At 70.5% G+C, this 15,394-nt stretch carries 17 protein-coding genes; 4 read left to right on the top strand and 13 right to left on the bottom strand.

Features of this window, described 5'->3' with window-relative positions; all coding sequences use genetic code 11:
- The 10 genes from ACYU7L_RS11680 to ACYU7L_RS11635 all read right to left on the bottom strand — a co-directional run.
- Positions 1-887: HAMP domain-containing protein (locus tag ACYU7L_RS11680; RefSeq protein WP_460796550.1), on the bottom strand; the 887-nt coding region annotated here is incomplete at its 3' end.
- A gap of 69 nt (positions 888-956) precedes the next feature.
- Positions 957-1,400 (bottom strand): chemotaxis protein CheW, encoded by a 444-nt coding sequence (locus ACYU7L_RS11675; protein ID WP_460796547.1) that lies wholly within the window; start codon positions 1,398-1,400, stop codon positions 957-959.
- A gap of 2 nt (positions 1,401-1,402) precedes the next feature.
- Positions 1,403-3,730, bottom strand: a complete 2,328-nt coding sequence (locus tag ACYU7L_RS11670; RefSeq protein ID WP_460796545.1) for a chemotaxis protein CheW — start codon at positions 3,728-3,730, stop codon at positions 1,403-1,405.
- Positions 3,731-3,876: 146 nt separating this feature from the next.
- Complete coding sequence (locus ACYU7L_RS11665) at positions 3,877-4,326, bottom strand: response regulator (protein ID WP_460796543.1); 450 nt, start codon at positions 4,324-4,326, stop codon at positions 3,877-3,879.
- A complete protein-coding gene (locus ACYU7L_RS11660; RefSeq protein ID WP_460796540.1) occupies positions 4,295-5,119 on the bottom strand; it encodes a hypothetical protein in 825 nt (274 codons plus the stop codon). The genes ACYU7L_RS11665 and ACYU7L_RS11660 overlap by 32 nt, the downstream gene beginning before the upstream one ends.
- A 108-nt stretch (positions 5,120-5,227) precedes the next feature.
- A complete protein-coding gene (locus ACYU7L_RS11655; protein WP_460796538.1) occupies positions 5,228-6,061 on the bottom strand; it encodes a DUF3152 domain-containing protein in 834 nt (277 codons plus the stop codon).
- Between the two features lie 32 nt (positions 6,062-6,093).
- Positions 6,094-7,041, bottom strand: coding sequence for a PLP-dependent cysteine synthase family protein (locus ACYU7L_RS11650; RefSeq protein WP_460796536.1), 948 nt, complete (start codon positions 7,039-7,041; stop codon positions 6,094-6,096).
- A gap of 20 nt (positions 7,042-7,061) precedes the next feature.
- Positions 7,062-7,628 (bottom strand): NYN domain-containing protein, encoded by a 567-nt coding sequence (locus ACYU7L_RS11645; protein ID WP_460796533.1) that lies wholly within the window; start codon positions 7,626-7,628, stop codon positions 7,062-7,064.
- A 17-nt stretch (positions 7,629-7,645) separates the two neighbouring features.
- Positions 7,646-7,924 carry a MoaD/ThiS family protein gene (locus ACYU7L_RS11640; protein ID WP_460796531.1) on the bottom strand — a complete coding sequence of 93 codons (279 nt, stop codon included), beginning with the start codon at positions 7,922-7,924 and terminating at the stop codon, positions 7,646-7,648.
- Positions 7,924-8,367, bottom strand: a complete 444-nt coding sequence (locus tag ACYU7L_RS11635; RefSeq protein ID WP_460796528.1) for a M67 family metallopeptidase — start codon at positions 8,365-8,367, stop codon at positions 7,924-7,926. Before ACYU7L_RS11635 ends, ACYU7L_RS11640 begins: the two co-directional genes overlap by 1 nt.
- A gap of 122 nt (positions 8,368-8,489) precedes the next feature.
- On the opposite strand from ACYU7L_RS11635, the gene gdhA reads away from it, so the two are divergent.
- Positions 8,490-9,836 carry an NADP-specific glutamate dehydrogenase gene (gene gdhA / locus ACYU7L_RS11630; protein WP_460796525.1) on the top strand — a complete coding sequence of 449 codons (1,347 nt, stop codon included), beginning with the start codon at positions 8,490-8,492 and terminating at the stop codon, positions 9,834-9,836.
- 46 nt (positions 9,837-9,882) lie between these two features.
- On the opposite strand, the gene ACYU7L_RS11625 is transcribed toward gdhA, so the two are convergent.
- Both ACYU7L_RS11625 and clpS read right to left on the bottom strand, forming a co-directional pair.
- Positions 9,883-10,467: a DUF2017 domain-containing protein gene (locus ACYU7L_RS11625; RefSeq protein WP_460796522.1), complete on the bottom strand. Its 585-nt coding sequence runs from the start codon at positions 10,465-10,467 to the stop codon at positions 9,883-9,885.
- The gene (clpS, locus tag ACYU7L_RS11620; RefSeq protein ID WP_460796652.1) at positions 10,464-10,709 is read right to left on the bottom strand and encodes an ATP-dependent Clp protease adapter ClpS; all 246 of its coding nucleotides are present in this window, start codon (positions 10,707-10,709) and stop codon (positions 10,464-10,466) included. Before clpS ends, ACYU7L_RS11625 begins: the two co-directional genes overlap by 4 nt.
- A gap of 128 nt (positions 10,710-10,837) precedes the next feature.
- Between clpS and ACYU7L_RS11615 the strand changes: the two genes are divergently transcribed.
- Genes ACYU7L_RS11615 through ACYU7L_RS11605 form a run of 3 tightly spaced genes read left to right on the top strand, consistent with a single transcriptional unit; the run spans position 10,838 to position 13,481 of the window.
- Positions 10,838-12,121 carry a nicotinate phosphoribosyltransferase gene (locus ACYU7L_RS11615; RefSeq protein ID WP_460796519.1) on the top strand — a complete coding sequence of 428 codons (1,284 nt, stop codon included), beginning with the start codon at positions 10,838-10,840 and terminating at the stop codon, positions 12,119-12,121.
- A 21-nt stretch (positions 12,122-12,142) separates the two neighbouring features.
- A complete protein-coding gene (locus ACYU7L_RS11610) occupies positions 12,143-12,718 on the top strand; it encodes an isochorismatase family protein (RefSeq protein WP_460796516.1) in 576 nt (191 codons plus the stop codon).
- Positions 12,711-13,481, top strand: a complete 771-nt coding sequence (locus ACYU7L_RS11605) for an enoyl-CoA hydratase-related protein (protein WP_460796512.1) — start codon at positions 12,711-12,713, stop codon at positions 13,479-13,481. Before ACYU7L_RS11610 ends, ACYU7L_RS11605 begins: the two co-directional genes overlap by 8 nt.
- Before the next feature lie 31 nt (positions 13,482-13,512).
- Here ACYU7L_RS11605 and ACYU7L_RS11600 read toward each other — a convergent pair whose 3' ends face one another.
- The gene (locus ACYU7L_RS11600) at positions 13,513-15,384 is read right to left on the bottom strand and encodes a bifunctional metallophosphatase/5'-nucleotidase (RefSeq protein WP_460796509.1); all 1,872 of its coding nucleotides are present in this window, start codon (positions 15,382-15,384) and stop codon (positions 13,513-13,515) included.
- Positions 15,385-15,394 lie beyond the last annotated feature (10 nt).

Below are 15,394 nucleotides of genomic sequence, written 5' to 3'. Positions count from 1 at the left end.
CCCGCCGAACCCGTCATCTGAGCCGACACCGCCGAGAGCTCCTCCGACGCCGACGACAACGCCTGCGCATTCCCACCCATCGCCGCCATCGACTCACGCAACATCCCCAGCGCCGTGTTCAACGCCGTACCCATCCGACCCACCTCATCGGTCGAGTCGACTTCGAGCTCCTGCGACAGATCACCTGCCGCCACCGCCTCCAACACCGTCACCGTGCGGCCCAGCGGACGGGTCATCATCCGGGCGATGAACCAGGTGAGCACACCAGCCAGGGCGACGCCGATGACCAGCGCCGTGACGACGACGGTCGTGAGCTCGGACTCCAGCTTGTCGGCCTCGGCGTGCTTGTCGGCCACCCCCTGGGCCGCACCCTGCCGCATCCCTTCCAGCACCACGTCGAGGGCGGAGTTGGACTCAGCCACCTGCGGCTGCATCGCACGCGCGGCCCGGGGGTCGGTGAGCGCCGTCTGCACCATGTCATCGATGAACGCGTTGTTCTCGTCCAGTGCCGCACGGAGGTCGTCCAGCACCCCGCCGAGGTCCTCGCCGGACACCTTGATGGCGCGCAGCTCGTCGAAGACCTCGTTCACCGAGTCGACGTCGTCGGCCGCGTCCTTCGCGACCGCCTCGACATCCTCCTCGAGCAACGAGCGATAGGCACTCGACTTGAGCTCGCTGTTGCGAACGTCGAGATGGTGCAGCTTGGCCTCGATGCGCCCGATCGCGAGGGCATCGTCATTGGCCTTCGCGACGTCGTTCATCAAGAAGATCGCGAGCGGACCCACCACGAGAGCGGGCAGCAGGCAGGCCAGAGCGAGAGCCAGCAGCTTGCGCCCGGCACCCAGGTTGCGGAAGAACGCACCGCGGCGGTTGTTCGGAGTGCTCATCATCAAGTCCTTGGGATCGAGCGCCCCGAGCGCGCAACGGAGGGTGGTGTGGCAGGGAGGGAAGAGTCCTTAGGCCGAGGCGGGGATGGCGTCCCCGACCGTGGCCGCCAGCTCGGTGTCCAGGACCAGCATCAGCTGGCCGTCCAGCTTGGAGACGCGCTCCACCAGGGCTCGGATGGCCGCCGGCACGGTGTCTGGGGCGTCTTCGAAGCTCGCTGCGGGCGGCTCGAGGACGTCGCCGATCTGGTCGACGAGCAGGCTCACAGCGCCGTCGGCGGTGCGGACCACGACGTTGACCCGCGTGGCCTCTCCCGTCGTGGGCTGCAGCCCCATCCGCACGCGCAGGTCGATCGTCGTGACGATCTGGCCGCGCAGGTTGAGCAGGCCACAGACCTCGGCCGGGGCCAGGGGCACCACGGTCATCTCCTGCTGGCGCAGGACCTCCTGGACGGTCTCGACCGGGACACCGAAGAGGTGGCCGTCGAGCAGGAACGTGCAGAACTGATCGGACATGATCACACCGCCACGAGATCGAAGGAGTTGCCGAAGCCGGCACGGGGGACGAACAGTGCGGGGTCGAGTCCGCTGACGGCCTGGCCGACGTCGACCAGCTCGGTGACCCGGCCGCTGACCACGGCCGACCCGCTGTGCCCGCCGGTGTCGAGAGGACTACGGACGTCGAGGTGCGCGTCGACGATGTCGAGGATCTGGTTGACCACGAACCCGACGAGGACGCCCTCGTGCTGGCACACGACGACCTGGGAGGACTCGCTGCTCGTCTCGCCGTAGGCGCCGAAGACGGCGTCCAGGTGGACCAGCGGCAGCACCGTCTCCCGGTACTGCACGACCTCGTGGGCCCCCACGCGCTCGATGCGAGCGGCGGGGAACTCCTCCAGGCGATCGACAGCCGCGAGGGGAAGGCCGACGCGCCGGTTGTCGCACAGACCGACCAGCAGCAGCTGGACGCGGTCCGCGTCGGCGACGACGGTCGCCTCCTGCTCACGCTCCGCCCGTCGTGCCGCTCCGTCGCTGAGCACGCCGGAGCGCTGGGCCAGCGAGATCGCGTCGAGGATCAGCGCCACGTGGCCGTCACCCATGATGGTGGCGCCTGCGTAGAGCGGGACGTGGCGCAGCTGCTTGCCCAGCGGCTTGACCACGATCTCCTCGGTGTCGTTGATGTCGTCGACGATCAGCCCGAACTGCTGCTCGTCGGCCTGCAGCACGGCGATGTAGGTCGTGTCCGAGGGCGACGGCAGCAGACCGAGCTGCTCGCGGAGGCTGATGAGCGGGAGCAGCCGGCCACGCAGGCGGTAGACCGGTGTGCCCTGGATGTTCTCGATCTTGGGGCCGCCGCCGGTGTTCTCCAGGCGGACGAGCTCGAGCAGGTTGACCTGCGGGATCGCATAGCGCTGGTCGTCGGTGGTGACGACGAGCGCCGGGATGATCGCGAGCGTGAGCGGGATCTTGATCCGGATCGTGGTGCCCTTGCCGAGCACGCTCTGGACGTCGACCACACCGCCGATCTTCTCGATGTTGGTCTTGACCACGTCCATGCCGACACCGCGACCGGAGACGTTGGTGACCTTCTCCGCAGTGGAGAACCCCGCCGCGAAGATCAGTCCGAGCGCCTCGCGGTCACCCATCTTGGAGGCCGCCTCGGCGGTGAGCAGGCCACGCGAGACCGCCCGGGCCCGGAGCTTGTCGGGGTCGATGCCCGCGCCGTCGTCGGTGATCTCGATGTTGACCTGGCCACCCTCGTGGAAGGCCTTCAGCGTCAGCACGCCCTCGACGGGCTTGCCCGCGGCGATGCGCTCCTCCGCGGTCTCGATGCCGTGGTCGACCGAGTTGCGCACCAGGTGCGTCAGCGGGTCCTTCACCGACTCGAGGATGGTCTTGTCGAGCTCGGTGTCGCGACCCTCCATCTGCACGCGCAGCTGCTTGCCCAGCGCGAGGGAGAGGTCACGGACGACCCGCGGGAGCTTGCTCCACACGGTGTCGATGGGCTGCATGCGCGTCTTCATGACGCCCTCCTGCAGCTCCCCGGCGATCAGGTTCAGGCGGTGGGAGGTGCGCAGCAGCTCGGTGTCCTGACGGCTGGCCGCACGCTGGACGATCTGGTTGCGGGTCAGCACGAGCTCGCCGACCAGGTTCATCAGCGAGTCGAGCAGCTCCACGTCGACGCGGATCGTGCTGTCCGCGACCGAGCGGCGCTCGGGACCGATGTAGGGAGGGCCATCCTCATGGCGGCGCTCGACGAAGCCCTCGGCGGCGGTGGGGTCCCCGGCGATCTCCGGGTCCTCCACGACGGGGGCGAGTACGGCGGGAGCCGGCGCCGTCTCGACGACGGGCTCGACGGGGGGCTCGACAGGGGTCTGATCGTCCATGACGACCTCCTCGGATGGCGTCGGGGACGCAGGGATGTCGGACACCACTGCCGGCGGCTGCTCGGCGGCGGGGCGGGCCTCCTGGAGCGCCGTCAGGCGGTCGACGAGCTCGGTGTGGTCGGCCTCCCCTTCGGCGCCGGTGGCCTCGATCTGGGCGAGCAGGTGACGCACCGCGTCCACCATGTCCAGCAGGGCGCTGGTGATCTCGGGGGTCAACGTCAGCGATCCGTCACGCAGCCGGCTGAGCAGGTTCTCGCCGACATGGGTCACGGACTCCAGCTGGTTCATGGCGAGGAAGCCGCTGGTGCCCTTGATCGTGTGGATGGTCCGGAACACGCTCGAGAGCAGCGCCTTGGACGTCGGAGCCTGCTCGAGCTCGACGAGGTCATGGTCGAGCTGGTCCAGGTTCTCGTAGCTCTCGACGAGGAACTCCTGGATGATCTCATCCATGTCGTCCATGTGCGTGCCTCTTTCGGTGGGCCGATGGTGCGGATATGCAGGTGGGCGGCTGCCCGGTCCCGGACAGTCGGGGAACAGCTCGAGCGGCCCCGCGTCCGTAGTGGTTCTCGGGCGGTGCCGGATGTCTCTTTAGGCCGGGCGCTTCTTCAGGCCTGGCCCGCAGGGGTCGGCACGACCCCGAGCAGGTCGAGCTTCGCCGCGACGGCGTCCGGGGTGAACGGCTTGATGAGGTATTCGTGCGCCCCGGCTGCGAGCGCCCTCACCATCTGGGAGTGCTCGCTCTCGGTGGTCACCATCATCAAGGTCACTGACCGGTTCTCAGGCTTCGACCGAAGCGTCTTGATGAAGGTCAGCCCGTCCATGACGGGCATGTTCCAATCGACCAGCGCCACGTCAGGGCACCCATGCTCGGCGACGGAGTCCAGGGCTTCCTGGCCGTTGCCGGCTTCTCTGACCTCGAATCCGAGTTCGACGAGGATGCGACTGAGGATCTTCCTCATCGCTCGGGAGTCGTCTATCACCAGTGCATGCACGACAACCCGATCGGCTGCCGCCGACGCATGCTTAGTCAACCGGGCGGAGAATCTCCTGAGCATGACCGGTGAGCGCCTCAGCACTGGCGCGATCCAGCAGATCCGCGACCGTGAGCACCTGGACGATCCCGCTGAGCGAGTTCCACGCGCCCTGGGCCACGTGCGCACTGTCCGCGGCGCTCGACCTGATCGCCCGCACCAGCTCGAGCTGCGCCGCCATGGCCGCGCGCTCCCGCCCGGTCAGCGAGACCGCCCACGTCGCTGCGTGCATGGCCTGCGACCAGCGCACGGCGTGGTCACGGGTGGCCCAGGCCTCCTCGAGCTCGGCGAAGGCCGCCGCGTCCAGACCACTCACCTGCCCCATCAGCGCGGCGAGCTCGGCGCGCTGCGGTCCCAGGTCGGCCGAGCCCGACGCCAGCCGCGGCCAGTGCACCGGGGCGCCGTGCCAGGCTGCTCGCACCGCCGCGCCGTACGCGCTCTCGAGGCTCTCGCGCCACAGCCCGGCATCCCACTCGATGTCGGCGCCCGTCCCCGTCGAGGCACTCTCGCCCCAGTCGAACCACTCGCGCCCCAGCGACGCGAGCAGCTGCTCGATCCCGCCGATCGGCGCCGTGCGCAACCGCTGCGCCACCTCTGCCAACGCGTCGCCGTGGGCGTGGGCGACATCACCGAGCAGCTGTGCAGCCCGGGGCACGGGGGGTGCGGAGGCCTCAGGAGGAGCCGGAGGCAGGTCGGCCCCCGCCACGTCCTCCGCGCGGAGGGCGAGCGCGTCGAGGAGCACCTCGGCGACGGCTGCGCCTCCGGGGAGGCGCACCAGGTCGAACCCGAGCGTCGAGGCGTTGAGCAGGCTGTACATCGGCCCCCCGGGCGTGTCAGGCGGTGCATGTCAGGCGGTGCGTGGCAGACAGTCCGGGTCAGGATCCCACGCGGACACCGACGCTGTCTGCCTCTGTCGCACGCCGAATCAGCGGCTCGCGCGCAGCTCCGAGGCCACCGGCCAGGGGTTGAAGCGACACCCGTCGAGGCCCTTCGACTGCTGCATCATCACCGGCGCCAGGTTGCCGCGGCCACTGCAGCCGCGGTGACCGAGCCCCAGCCAGTGGCCGGTCTCGTGGTTGACCACCATGTGCCGATAGTCGCGCAGACTGCCGTTCGCAGCGCGCCAGCCCTGGCTGGCGTACTTCCACCGGTCCTGGTTGATGATCACGTAGCGGCCCACCCGGCAGCTCCACTGGGCGCTGCAGCCCGACGAGAAGTCGGGCACCCGGCGGGCCTCGCTGAGCACGAGCGTGAAGTCGCCTCCGCGGCGCACCGGCCGGAACGCCGTCCCACCGCTGCGCCAGCCACGCGCGTCCGCGAAGGTCTGCTGCGCCTGCGTGCGGAACTTCTTCAGGCTCGTGGTGATCCGGCCGCGGGTCTCCACGCGATAGGTGACCGTACGACGCACCCCGACGCGGTGCCGGACGCGCCTGGTGCGCGCGGAGTCCGCACTGGTCGCCTGGTAGCCCGCTCGCCGCGCGGTCACCCGGACGGAGATCCGGCTGCCGACGTCGGCCGCCGCGAGGCGGTAGCGCCGGTCGCGAGCTCCCTTGATCGGCTCCCCGTCACGCAGCCAGTGGAAGGCCACCTTCTCTGGGCGCGGTCTCCAGACACCCCGGTCCGCCGTGAGCGTGCGCGTGTAGCGCGCCGCGCCGGTGATCGAGGGGCGCTCCACGAGGGTGAGCCGGGCCGGCTCCTCGGTCTCCGGGGGGTCTGCAGGCCCCGCGGCGTGCGTCGGAGCGGCCAGCAGCGCGCCCACCAGGAGGGCGATCGCGAGCGAGCAGAGGACCCTCAGGCCCAGAGCTGGCCCTCGAGCCGGTCCTCGGCGTCGTCGATCGTGCCCTCGTAGGCTCCCGTGGACAGGTACTTCCAGCCGCCGTCGCATACGACGAAGGCTATATCGGCCGTCTCCCCCGCCTTCACGGCCTTGGCCGCCTGCCCGAGCGCGGCGTGCAGGATCGCGCCGGTCGAGATGCCGGCGAAGATGCCCTCGAGCTCGAGCAGCTCGCGCACGCGTCGTACGGCGTCGCGCGGCCCGACCGAGAAGCGCGAGTCGATGAGCGAGGCGTCGTACAGCTCGGGGACGAAGCCCTCGTCGAGGTTCCGCAGGCCGTAGACCAGCTCGCCGTAGCGTGGCTCGGCCGCCACGATCCGCACCTCCGGCTTGGCCGCGCGGAAGAAGCGCGAGACGCCCATCAGGGTCCCGGTGGTGCCGAGGCCGGCGACGAAGTGGGTGATCGAGGGCAGGTCGGCCAGGATCTCGGGGCCGGTGCCCTCCTCGTGGGCGAGCGCGTTGGCCTCGTTGCCGTACTGGTAGAGCATCACCCAGTCGGGGTGCTCGTCGGCGATCCGCTTGGCCACGCGCACCGCCTCGTTGGAGCCGCCGGCCGCCGGCGACGACACGATCTCGGCGCCCCACATCCGCAGCAGCTGACGGCGCTCCTCGGAGGTGTTCTCCGGCATCACGCAGACGATGCGGTAGCCCTTGAGCTTGGCCGCCATCGCCAGCGAGATGCCGGTGTTGCCGGAGGTCGGCTCGAGGATCGTGCAGCCGGGGCGCAGGATGCCCTGCTTCTCCCCGTGCTCGATCATCTTCAGGCCCGGACGGTCCTTGATGGAGCCGGTCGGGTTGCGGTCCTCGAGCTTCGCCCAGAGGCGTACGTCGGGGGTCGGCGAGAGTCGCGGCAACCCCACCAGCGGCGTGTTGCCGACCGAGTCGAGGAGGTTGTCGAATCGCATGCCAAGCACCTTCCGGTGGTTCAGCGCAGGAAGCGCTCGGGGTCGAAGTCGTCGAGCGGGATGATCCGCACCCGCGGCAAGGGCACGTTGAACGCGGCGACGTCGTCCTCGAGGTCGTGGATCTGGACCCCGAGCGCGGTGAAGCGCTGGTTGACGAACTCGCGCAGCGCGAGCACGCCCACCCGGCGGTGCCCGTCGAGCAGCGCCTCGACCTGCGGGACGAAGTCGCCGTCGTGACTGACCAGCAGCACGTCGGCGTCCCGCTCGACCAGTGCGGTCAGCGTGCGCTGCAGGCCGATGTCGACGACCTTCTCGTCGGAGCGGCCCGACAGCGGCACGGGACGGTAGTCCATCGCCAGCAGCGCCTGCACGAAGCTCGTCGGCAGGTTGCCGCTGGAGGCGTTGAGGAAGAACAGCCCGGTGACGGGCTGGCCCCACAGCTTCTCCGCGTAGGCGGTGACCCGCTCCCAGCGCGGCCGCTCCTCGGGCTCGGGACGGCGGTTGAGGACCGTCAGCCCGAGGGTCGCGTCGATGTTCTCGCCGTCGACGAGGACGAACGTGCGACGTGCGGGGCGCAGGGACTCCATCGGGTCGGCCGGCTCGCTCAGCGAGCGCCGCCGGCGACGGCCGGCAGCACGACGACCTGGTCGCCGTCGGCGAGCGTCGCCTCGAGGCCGCCGATGAAGCGGACGTCCTCGTCGTTGATGTAGACGTTGACGAAGCGGCGCAGGTCCTCGCCCTCGATCAGCCGCTCACGGATGCCGGGGTGATTGGTCTCGAGGTTCTCGATGACCGCGGAGAGCGTGCCGCCCTCGGCGGGGACGGCCTTCTCGCCGTTGGTGTACGTGCGCAGGATCGTGGGGATCCGGACCTCGATGGCCATCAGCTGGTGCTCCTTGCGGGTAGGTGCTCGACGACGCTGACCTCTTCCTCGGTCACCTCGCCGTCGACGATTCTGTAGGACCTGAACTCCACGGCGCCGTCGTTATTCCCGTGCTCCCTCGTGCTCACCAGCACGTAGTGGGCGCCGGGCTCGCTGGCGAGCCCGATGTCGGTGCGCGACGGGTAGGCCTCCGTGGCCGTGTGCGAGTGGTAGACCACGACCGGCTCCTCGTCGCGGGCCCACATCTCCTTGTAGAGCGCGAGCAGCTCGGTGGAGTCGAACTCGTAGAACGTGGGACTGCCGGCGGCGTTCACCATCTCGACGATCCGCTCGGGACGGTCGCTGCCCTCGGGGCCCGCGACGATGCCGCAGGCCTCGTCGGGGTGGTCGCGCTTGGCGTGGGCGACGATCGCGTCGTACGTCGCCTGGTCGATGGTCAGCACACGCGCCAGCGTAGGTCAGGGCGTCCAGATGCCGGACCACCGCCCAGCAGCCGGACGGGGGTACGCGGCCGGTGAGGCCCGCCGTTTGTGAGCAGGGCGTAACGCCTCCGTAACCTGGGCCCATGACCAGCCTCGCCCCCGATCTCCAGTCCGCCTTCGACACGGTGCTCGACCGCAACCGTGGCGAGCGCGAGTTCCACCAGGCCGTGCTCGAAGTGCTCGAGTCCCTCACCCCCGTCGTCGAGCGGCACCCCGAGTACGCGCACGGCTCGGTCATCGAGCGGATCTGCGAGCCGGAGCGGCAGATCATCTTCCGGGTGCCGTGGACCGACGACGAGGGCCGCGTGCAGATCAACCGCGCCTTCCGCGTCGAGTTCAACTCCGCGCTCGGCCCCTACAAGGGCGGGCTGCGCTTCCACCCCACGGTCAACCTCGGCATCGTGAAGTTCCTCGGCTTCGAGCAGATCTTCAAGAACGCCCTCACCGGCCTGCCCATCGGCGGCGGCAAGGGCGGCTCGGACTTCGACCCCAAGGGCCGCAGCGACGCCGAGGTGATGCGCTTCTGCCAGTCGATGATGACCGAGATGTATCGCCACCTCGGCGAGTACACCGACGTGCCCGCCGGTGACATCGGCGTCGGCCAGCGCGAGATCGGCTACCTGTTCGGCCAGTACAAGCGGATCACCAACCGCTACGAGTCCGGCGTGCTCACCGGCAAGGGCCTGGCGTACGGCGGGTCGCAGGTGCGGACCGAGGCCACCGGCTACGGCACGGTCTTCTTCACCCGCGAGATGCTCGCCACCCAGGGCAAGGACCTGTCGGGGCGCCGCGTCGTCGTCTCCGGCTCCGGCAACGTCGCGATCTACGCCGCGCTGAAGGCCCAGCAGCTCGGGGCCCAGGTCGTCGCGTGCTCCGACTCCGGGGGCTACGTCGTCGACGAGGACGGCCTCGACATCGACCTGCTGCGTCAGATCAAGGAGGTCGAGCGCGGCCGGGTCGCCGACTACGCCGACCAGCGGCCGAAGGCCACCTTCCACGCCGGCGGCTCGGTCTGGGACGTCGCGTGCGAGGTCGCGCTCCCGTGCGCCACGCAGAACGAGCTCGACGCCGACGCTGCGCGCACGCTGGTCGCCAACGGCGTCCTGGTCGTCGCCGAGGGCGCCAACATGCCCTGCACGCCCGAGGCCACCGACGTCCTGATGAAGTCGGGTGTGCTCTTCGCGCCGGGCAAGGCCGCCAACGCCGGCGGGGTGGCCACCAGCGCCCTGGAGATGCAGCAGAACGCCTCGCGCGACTCCTGGCACTTCGACCACACCGAGGCCCGCCTCGACCAGATCATGGTCGACGTCCACGAGCGCTGCGCGACCGCGGCCGACGCCTATGGCGCTCCCGGCAACTACGTGGCCGGCGCCAACATCTCGAGCTTCAAGCAGGTCGCCGACGCGATGCTGGCGATGGGCGTGATCTGACGGCGCCTGGTCGCCGTCAGTCTGAGACGGCTCAGTCCGAGACGACTCAGTCCGAGACGGCGGCGACCAGCGTCTCCTGCAGGTAGCCGACCCACTCGTAGATGTCGTGGGCCTGCGCCCGCGGGTCGTCGTCGGGCAGGGAGTACCAGTACTCCTCGTCGCCGTCGGTGATCTCGAGCCGGGTGGCCAGGGCCAGGCGCAGGTCGGTGAAGGATCGCATCCAGGTCTGGGCCGTGGCGTCGTCGAGCTCGACGTCGATGTGCAGCCCGTCCTCGGTCAGCTCGGGCGGCAGCCCGGCCTCCTCGAGGGTGTCGATGATCGTGCAGGCGGCCGCCGCCTTCCCGTCGCGCAGGGCGCCCTCGGTGAACCGGCGGAACTCCCCCGCGGCCTCCTCGTCGTCGGCGTACGCCGTGGGGAAGAGCCGCGCGAGCACGGGGTCCTCCGGGGCCGTCGTCGGGCCCGAGAAGTCCATCATCGCCTCGAACGGGTCCGCCCCGTCCTGCGGGACCGCGCGCTCGTTGCGCAGCAGCTCCACCAGCTGGGAGGCCAGCGAGCGCAGCAGGTCGGCCTCGAAGCCGGTGAAGTTGGCGATGATCCGACCGCTGCGGCGATGACGCTGGAAGCCGGTCACGACTGGCGCTCCATGGTCGCCCACAGGCCGTACTCGTGCATCGCCTGCACGTCGCGCTCCATCTCCTCGCGACTGCCGCTGCTCACGACCGAGCGACCGTCCTCGTGGACCTCCATCATCAGCTTCTCGGCCTTGGCCTTGTCATAGCCGAAGTAGGTGCGGAAGACGTAGGTGACGTAGGACATCAGGTTGACCGGGTCGTTCCACACGATCGTGACCCACGGGGTCGCCAGGACGGTCATCTCGTCCGGGATCGTCGTCGGCTCGACCTCGACAGGACTTGCGGCGGACACCAACACAGACACCGCACCATCGTGGCACACCCCCGGCAGGCCCCCGACACAGCCAGGGCGGACCTAGGCTGGCCCCCGTGAGCGACTCGACGGCCCTGCTGACCGACCACTACGAGCTGACCATGCTCCAGGCCGCGCTGCACGCGGGCACCGCCGAGCGCCGCTCGGTGTTCGAGCTCTTCGCGCGCCGGCTGCCCGAGGGACGCCGCTACGGGGTCGTGGCCGGCGTGGGCCGTGCCCTCGACGCCTTCGAGCGCTTCCGCTTCGACGAGGAGTCGCTGGCGGTGCTGCGCGAGATCGTCGACGAGCGCACGATCGAGTGGCTGGCCGACTTCCGCTTCACCGGCGACATGTGGGGCTACGGGGAGGGCGAGGCCTACTTCGCCTACTCCCCCGTGCTGGTCGTGGAGTCGACGTTCGCCGAGGCCGTGCTCCTCGAGACCCTGCTGCTCTCGATCTACAACCACGACTCCGCGATCGCCGGCGCCGCCTCCCGGATGACAGCCGCGGCAGGCGGCCGGCCCTGCATCGAGATGGGCTCGCGCCGCACCCACGAGGAGGCGGCGGTCGCGGCCGCGCGCGCGGCGTACGTCGCGGGGTTCCGCAGCACCTCCAACCTCGCCGCCCGGCAGCGCTACGGCGTCCCGAGCACCGGCACCAGCGCCCACAGCTTCACGCTGCTCCACGACACCGAGCGCGACGCCTTCCAGGCGCAGGTCGACAGCTGCGGCCCGGGCACCTCGCTGCTCGTCGACACCTACGACATCGCCGAGGCCGTCCGGCTCGGCATCGAGATCGCCGGCACCGAGCTCGGCGCGGTGCGCATCGACTCCGGCGACCTGGGGGTGCTCGCGCGCGACGTGCGCCGACAGCTCGACAGCCTGGGCGCGCACGACACCCGGATCATCGTCACCAGCGACCTCGACGAGCACGCGATCGCGTCGCTGGCCGCCGCCCCGGTCGACGGGTACGGCGTCGGCACCCAGCTGGTCACCGGCAGCGGCCACCCCACCTCGGGCTTCGTCTACAAGCTGGTGTCCCGCGAGGGCAGCAACGGCGAGATGGAGCCGGTGGCCAAGAAGAGCAAGGACAAGGCCTCGATCGGTGGCCGCAAGTCCGCCGTCCGGCGCCGCAGCCCCGCCGGCGTGGCCGAGGCCGAGCTCGTGGGCGTCGGGGTGACGCCCACCAACGACGGCGACGACCGGCCGCTGATGGTCGAGCTGGTCCGCAAGGGCGAGGTCGTGGGGCGCGAGTCGCTCGACGACGCCCGGGCCCGCCACGAGGCGGCCCGCGCGGAGCTGCCGATCGCCGCGCAGTCGATGTCGCGCGGTCAGCCGGTGATCGAGACGATCCACGTCTGAGATCCGTACTAGGGTCGCCCCATGGTGCGCGCACTGATCGTCGTCGACGTCCAGAACGACTTCTGCGAGGGGGGCTCGCTGGCCGTGTCCGGCGGCGCGCGGGTGGCCGCCGACGTGGCGAGCCTGCTGCGCCGCTGGAGCCGGCGTCTCCCCGACGCCCCGGGCTACGCCCACGTGGTCGCCACGAAGGACCACCACGTCGACCCGGGTGACCACTGGTCGAGCACCCCGGACTTCGTCGACTCCTGGCCGGTGCACTGCAAGGTGGGCACCGACGGCGAGGCGTTCCACCCCAACCTGGACCCCGAGCCCTTCGACGCCGTCTTCCTCAAGGGCGAGCACGCGGCCGCCTACTCCGGCTTCGAGGGGCGTACGGCGCAGGGGGCCGAGCTGGCCGACTGGCTGCGCGAGCGTGGCGTCACCGAGGTCGACGTGTGCGGCATCGCGACCGACCACTGCGTGCGCGCCACCGCGCTGGACGCGGCCGCGGCCGGCTTCACCACGCAGGTGCTGCTCGACCTCTGCGCGGGGGTCGCCCCGGAGACCACCGAGCAGGCCCTGACCCGGATGCGCGAGGCCGGTGTCCTCGTTGGCTGACCTGGAGACCCGCGTCAAGGACGGCGCGCTGTGGATCACGCTGAACCGGCCCGAGCAGTTCAACGCGCTCAACGACGTGATGGCCGACGGCATCGCCGAGCTCATCGAGCAGGCGACCTCCCGCGACGAGGTGCGGGTCGTGGTGCTGAGCGGCACCGGGGCCGCGTTCAGCGCCGGCGCCGACCTGTCCGGGGAGGACGCCCACGAGCACTTCGACGTCACCGCGCTCGATCGCGCGAACCGGATCATCCGGGCGATCATCTCCATCGACAAGCCGGTCGTCGCCGCCGTCAACGGGGTCGCGGCCGGCGTCGGCTGCTCGGCGGCCCTGGCCTGCGACCTGGCCGTCGCGACCGAGTCCGCCTCGTTCCTGCTGGCCTTCGCCCGGGTGGGACTGATGCCCGACGGCGGTGCCAGCGCCACCGTCGCGGCGAGCATCGGCCGGGCCCGCGCGATGCGGATGGCGCTGCTGGCCGAGCCGCTCACCGCGCAGGAGGCGTACGACGCCGGTCTGGTCAGCCACGTGGCGAGCGACGAGGAGTTCCCGGCCGTCGTGGCCAAGATCGTGCGCCGCCTGGCCTCGGGGCCGCCGCTCGCCTACGCAGCGACCAAGCGGGCCGTCAACGCCGCGACCCTGCACCAGCTCGAGAACGCGCTGGAGAACGAGCGTCGCGGGCAGACCCTCCTGCTGCGCACCGACGACGTCGCCGAGGGCATGCGCGCCTTCGGCGAGAAGCGCCGGCCGGTGTTCCGCGGGGAGTGACCGACCGGCGCTCAGGCCGCCGACCGCTGCGTCAGTCGGTGATCGTCACCGCCTCGCCGCCCGCCACCAGCCGCCAGTCGACCGACCCGAACACCGCGGGGTCGATCGTCTCGTTCTCGATCACCCAGTCGATGAGCAGCTGACGGATCTCCACCTGGGCGTTGTAGACGACCTCGGCCGTCTTCACGTGCGGGAAGTTGCCGCCGCCGGACTGGCGGTAGTTGTTGACCGCCAGCACGAACTCCTGAGTCGGCAGCACCGTCGCACCGTCATAGGCGAGGTTCCTGACCCGCGAGCCAGGCGCCGCGGTGATGTCGATGTCATAGGTCAGGTCCGCGTCCAGGCCGGCCACCATGTCGTAGTTGTAGTCCGGGGTCCCGTTGGGCGCGGTCTCGGTGACGGCGTTGGTGACCTCGGCGATCGTGAACGGCCCCGGCCCGGAGACCTGCTTGAAGTAGCGCGCCGAGAACTCGAGGTAGTCGGCCAGCTGGGCACCGGTGATCTTCACCGCGAGCAGGGTGTTGTCGAAGACGTAGAGGCCGGCGACGTCCCGGACGGTCACCTCGCCGGCCGGGAAGCGGGCACTCCGGCTGAACGGCGCCGCGATCGAGAGGACCGGCAGCTGCGCCGCGGCGGTGCCGGCGATGGCCTGCTTCACCGCATCCGCCTGGACGTAGTTGATGAAGTCGATGATCGCGACGTCCTCGACCATCGCCCGGCTCGCCAGCAGCTCCGTGGTCGACGACCCGACGACCGAGTTGACGTAGTCGACGACGATCGCGTGCTGGTCGGCCACCGCCGCGGCCACCGCCGGGTGGGCGTCGACGGTGTTGGAGTTGAGCGTCTGCGAGTGGGCTGAGCGGACCACCCAGCGGCCCTTGCGCCACTCGAGCTGGAAGTCCATCACCGCCAGCCGCATGCCCCAGTAGAGCGGCTCGCACAGCAGCACCTCACGCCCCGTCGACAGGTTCGTGACGTAGCGCTCGGCGATCTCCTTGTGGGCGTGGCCCACCAGGATCGCGTCGACGTCCGGCACCTGCTCGGCGACCAGCGTGGCGGCGTTCTCGGGGAACGGCAGGGCGTCGCCGTACGACGAGCTGGTGTCGGCGCCGGAGTGGGCCGAGATCACGACCACGTCGCAACCCATCCGCTTGAGCCGCGGCACGAACTTCTTCGCCTGCTCGACCAGGCCCGGGAACTCGATCTTGCCCTCGACGATGGCCTTGTCCCAGATCGCGGTGCCCGGGTTGGTGAGCCCGAGGACGCCGACCTTGAGCGGGTAGCCCGAGCGGGTCCGGTAGCGCTTGATGAGGTAGGGCGGGAACACGGGACGCTTGGTGACCGGGTCCACGGCGTTGGCGCCCAGCAGCGGGAAGTGCAGCTGCGACTCGAAGGTCCGCAGCGTGTCGATGCCGTAGTTGAACTCGTGGTTGCCCAGCGCGGCGGCGTCGTAGCCCACCAGGTTCATCGCCCGGGCCATCGGGTGGACGGCCCCCTGAGTGATCGGGTCGATCCGGGCGTAGTAGTAGGCCAGTGGGGTGCCCTGGATGGTGTCGCCCGCGTCCAGAGTCAACAGTGGCTGTCCCTTGCGCTGGGTCTTGATCGCCTCCACCAGGGTCGCGACCTTCGCAAGCCCGATCTGGTCGCCGGTCCGGTTGGAGTAGTCCGCGTCCTTGAAGTAGTCCCAGTTGAGGACGTTGCCGTGCAGGTCGGTGGTGCCCAGCACCGTCAGTCGGGTGCGCGGGGTGATCACCTCGCCGCGCAGGCGGGGCTTGGCCTCGGCGGCCGTCGGCCAGGCGACCATCCCGGCGGCGGCAAGCGCCGCACCGCCCGTGAGGACGGTGCGTCGGGTGGGGGCGGTCGTGGGTGCGGAGGAGGCGTCGGCAGGGTGCTGCGTGGACATGGGGACTCCC

The organism is Nocardioides pacificus (assembly GCF_054775955.1).
This window is presented reverse-complemented; position numbering and strand designations above follow the sequence as displayed.

Bases quoted from the DNA above. Each gene is read 5' to 3' on its own strand.
- ACYU7L_RS11675 (WP_460796547.1), bottom strand. From the start codon at position 1,400: ATGTCCGATCAGTTCTGCACGTTCCTGCTCGACGGCCACCTCTTCGGT.
- ACYU7L_RS11670 (WP_460796545.1), bottom strand. From the start codon at position 3,730: ATGGACGACATGGATGAGATCATCCAGGAGTTCCTCGTCGAGAGCTAC.
- ACYU7L_RS11665 (WP_460796543.1), bottom strand. From the start codon at position 4,326: ATGCTCAGGAGATTCTCCGCCCGGTTGACTAAGCATGCGTCGGCGGCA.
- ACYU7L_RS11660 (WP_460796540.1), bottom strand. From the start codon at position 5,119: ATGTACAGCCTGCTCAACGCCTCGACGCTCGGGTTCGACCTGGTGCGC.
- ACYU7L_RS11650 (WP_460796536.1), bottom strand. From the start codon at position 7,041: ATGCGATTCGACAACCTCCTCGACTCGGTCGGCAACACGCCGCTGGTG.
- ACYU7L_RS11645 (WP_460796533.1), bottom strand. From the start codon at position 7,628: ATGGAGTCCCTGCGCCCCGCACGTCGCACGTTCGTCCTCGTCGACGGC.
- ACYU7L_RS11640 (WP_460796531.1), bottom strand. From the start codon at position 7,924: ATGGCCATCGAGGTCCGGATCCCCACGATCCTGCGCACGTACACCAAC.
- gdhA (WP_460796525.1), top strand. From the start codon at position 8,490: ATGACCAGCCTCGCCCCCGATCTCCAGTCCGCCTTCGACACGGTGCTC.
- clpS (WP_460796652.1), bottom strand. From the start codon at position 10,709: ATGACCGTCCTGGCGACCCCGTGGGTCACGATCGTGTGGAACGACCCG.
- ACYU7L_RS11610 (WP_460796516.1), top strand. From the start codon at position 12,143: ATGGTGCGCGCACTGATCGTCGTCGACGTCCAGAACGACTTCTGCGAG.
- ACYU7L_RS11600 (WP_460796509.1), bottom strand. From the start codon at position 15,384: ATGTCCACGCAGCACCCTGCCGACGCCTCCTCCGCACCCACGACCGCC.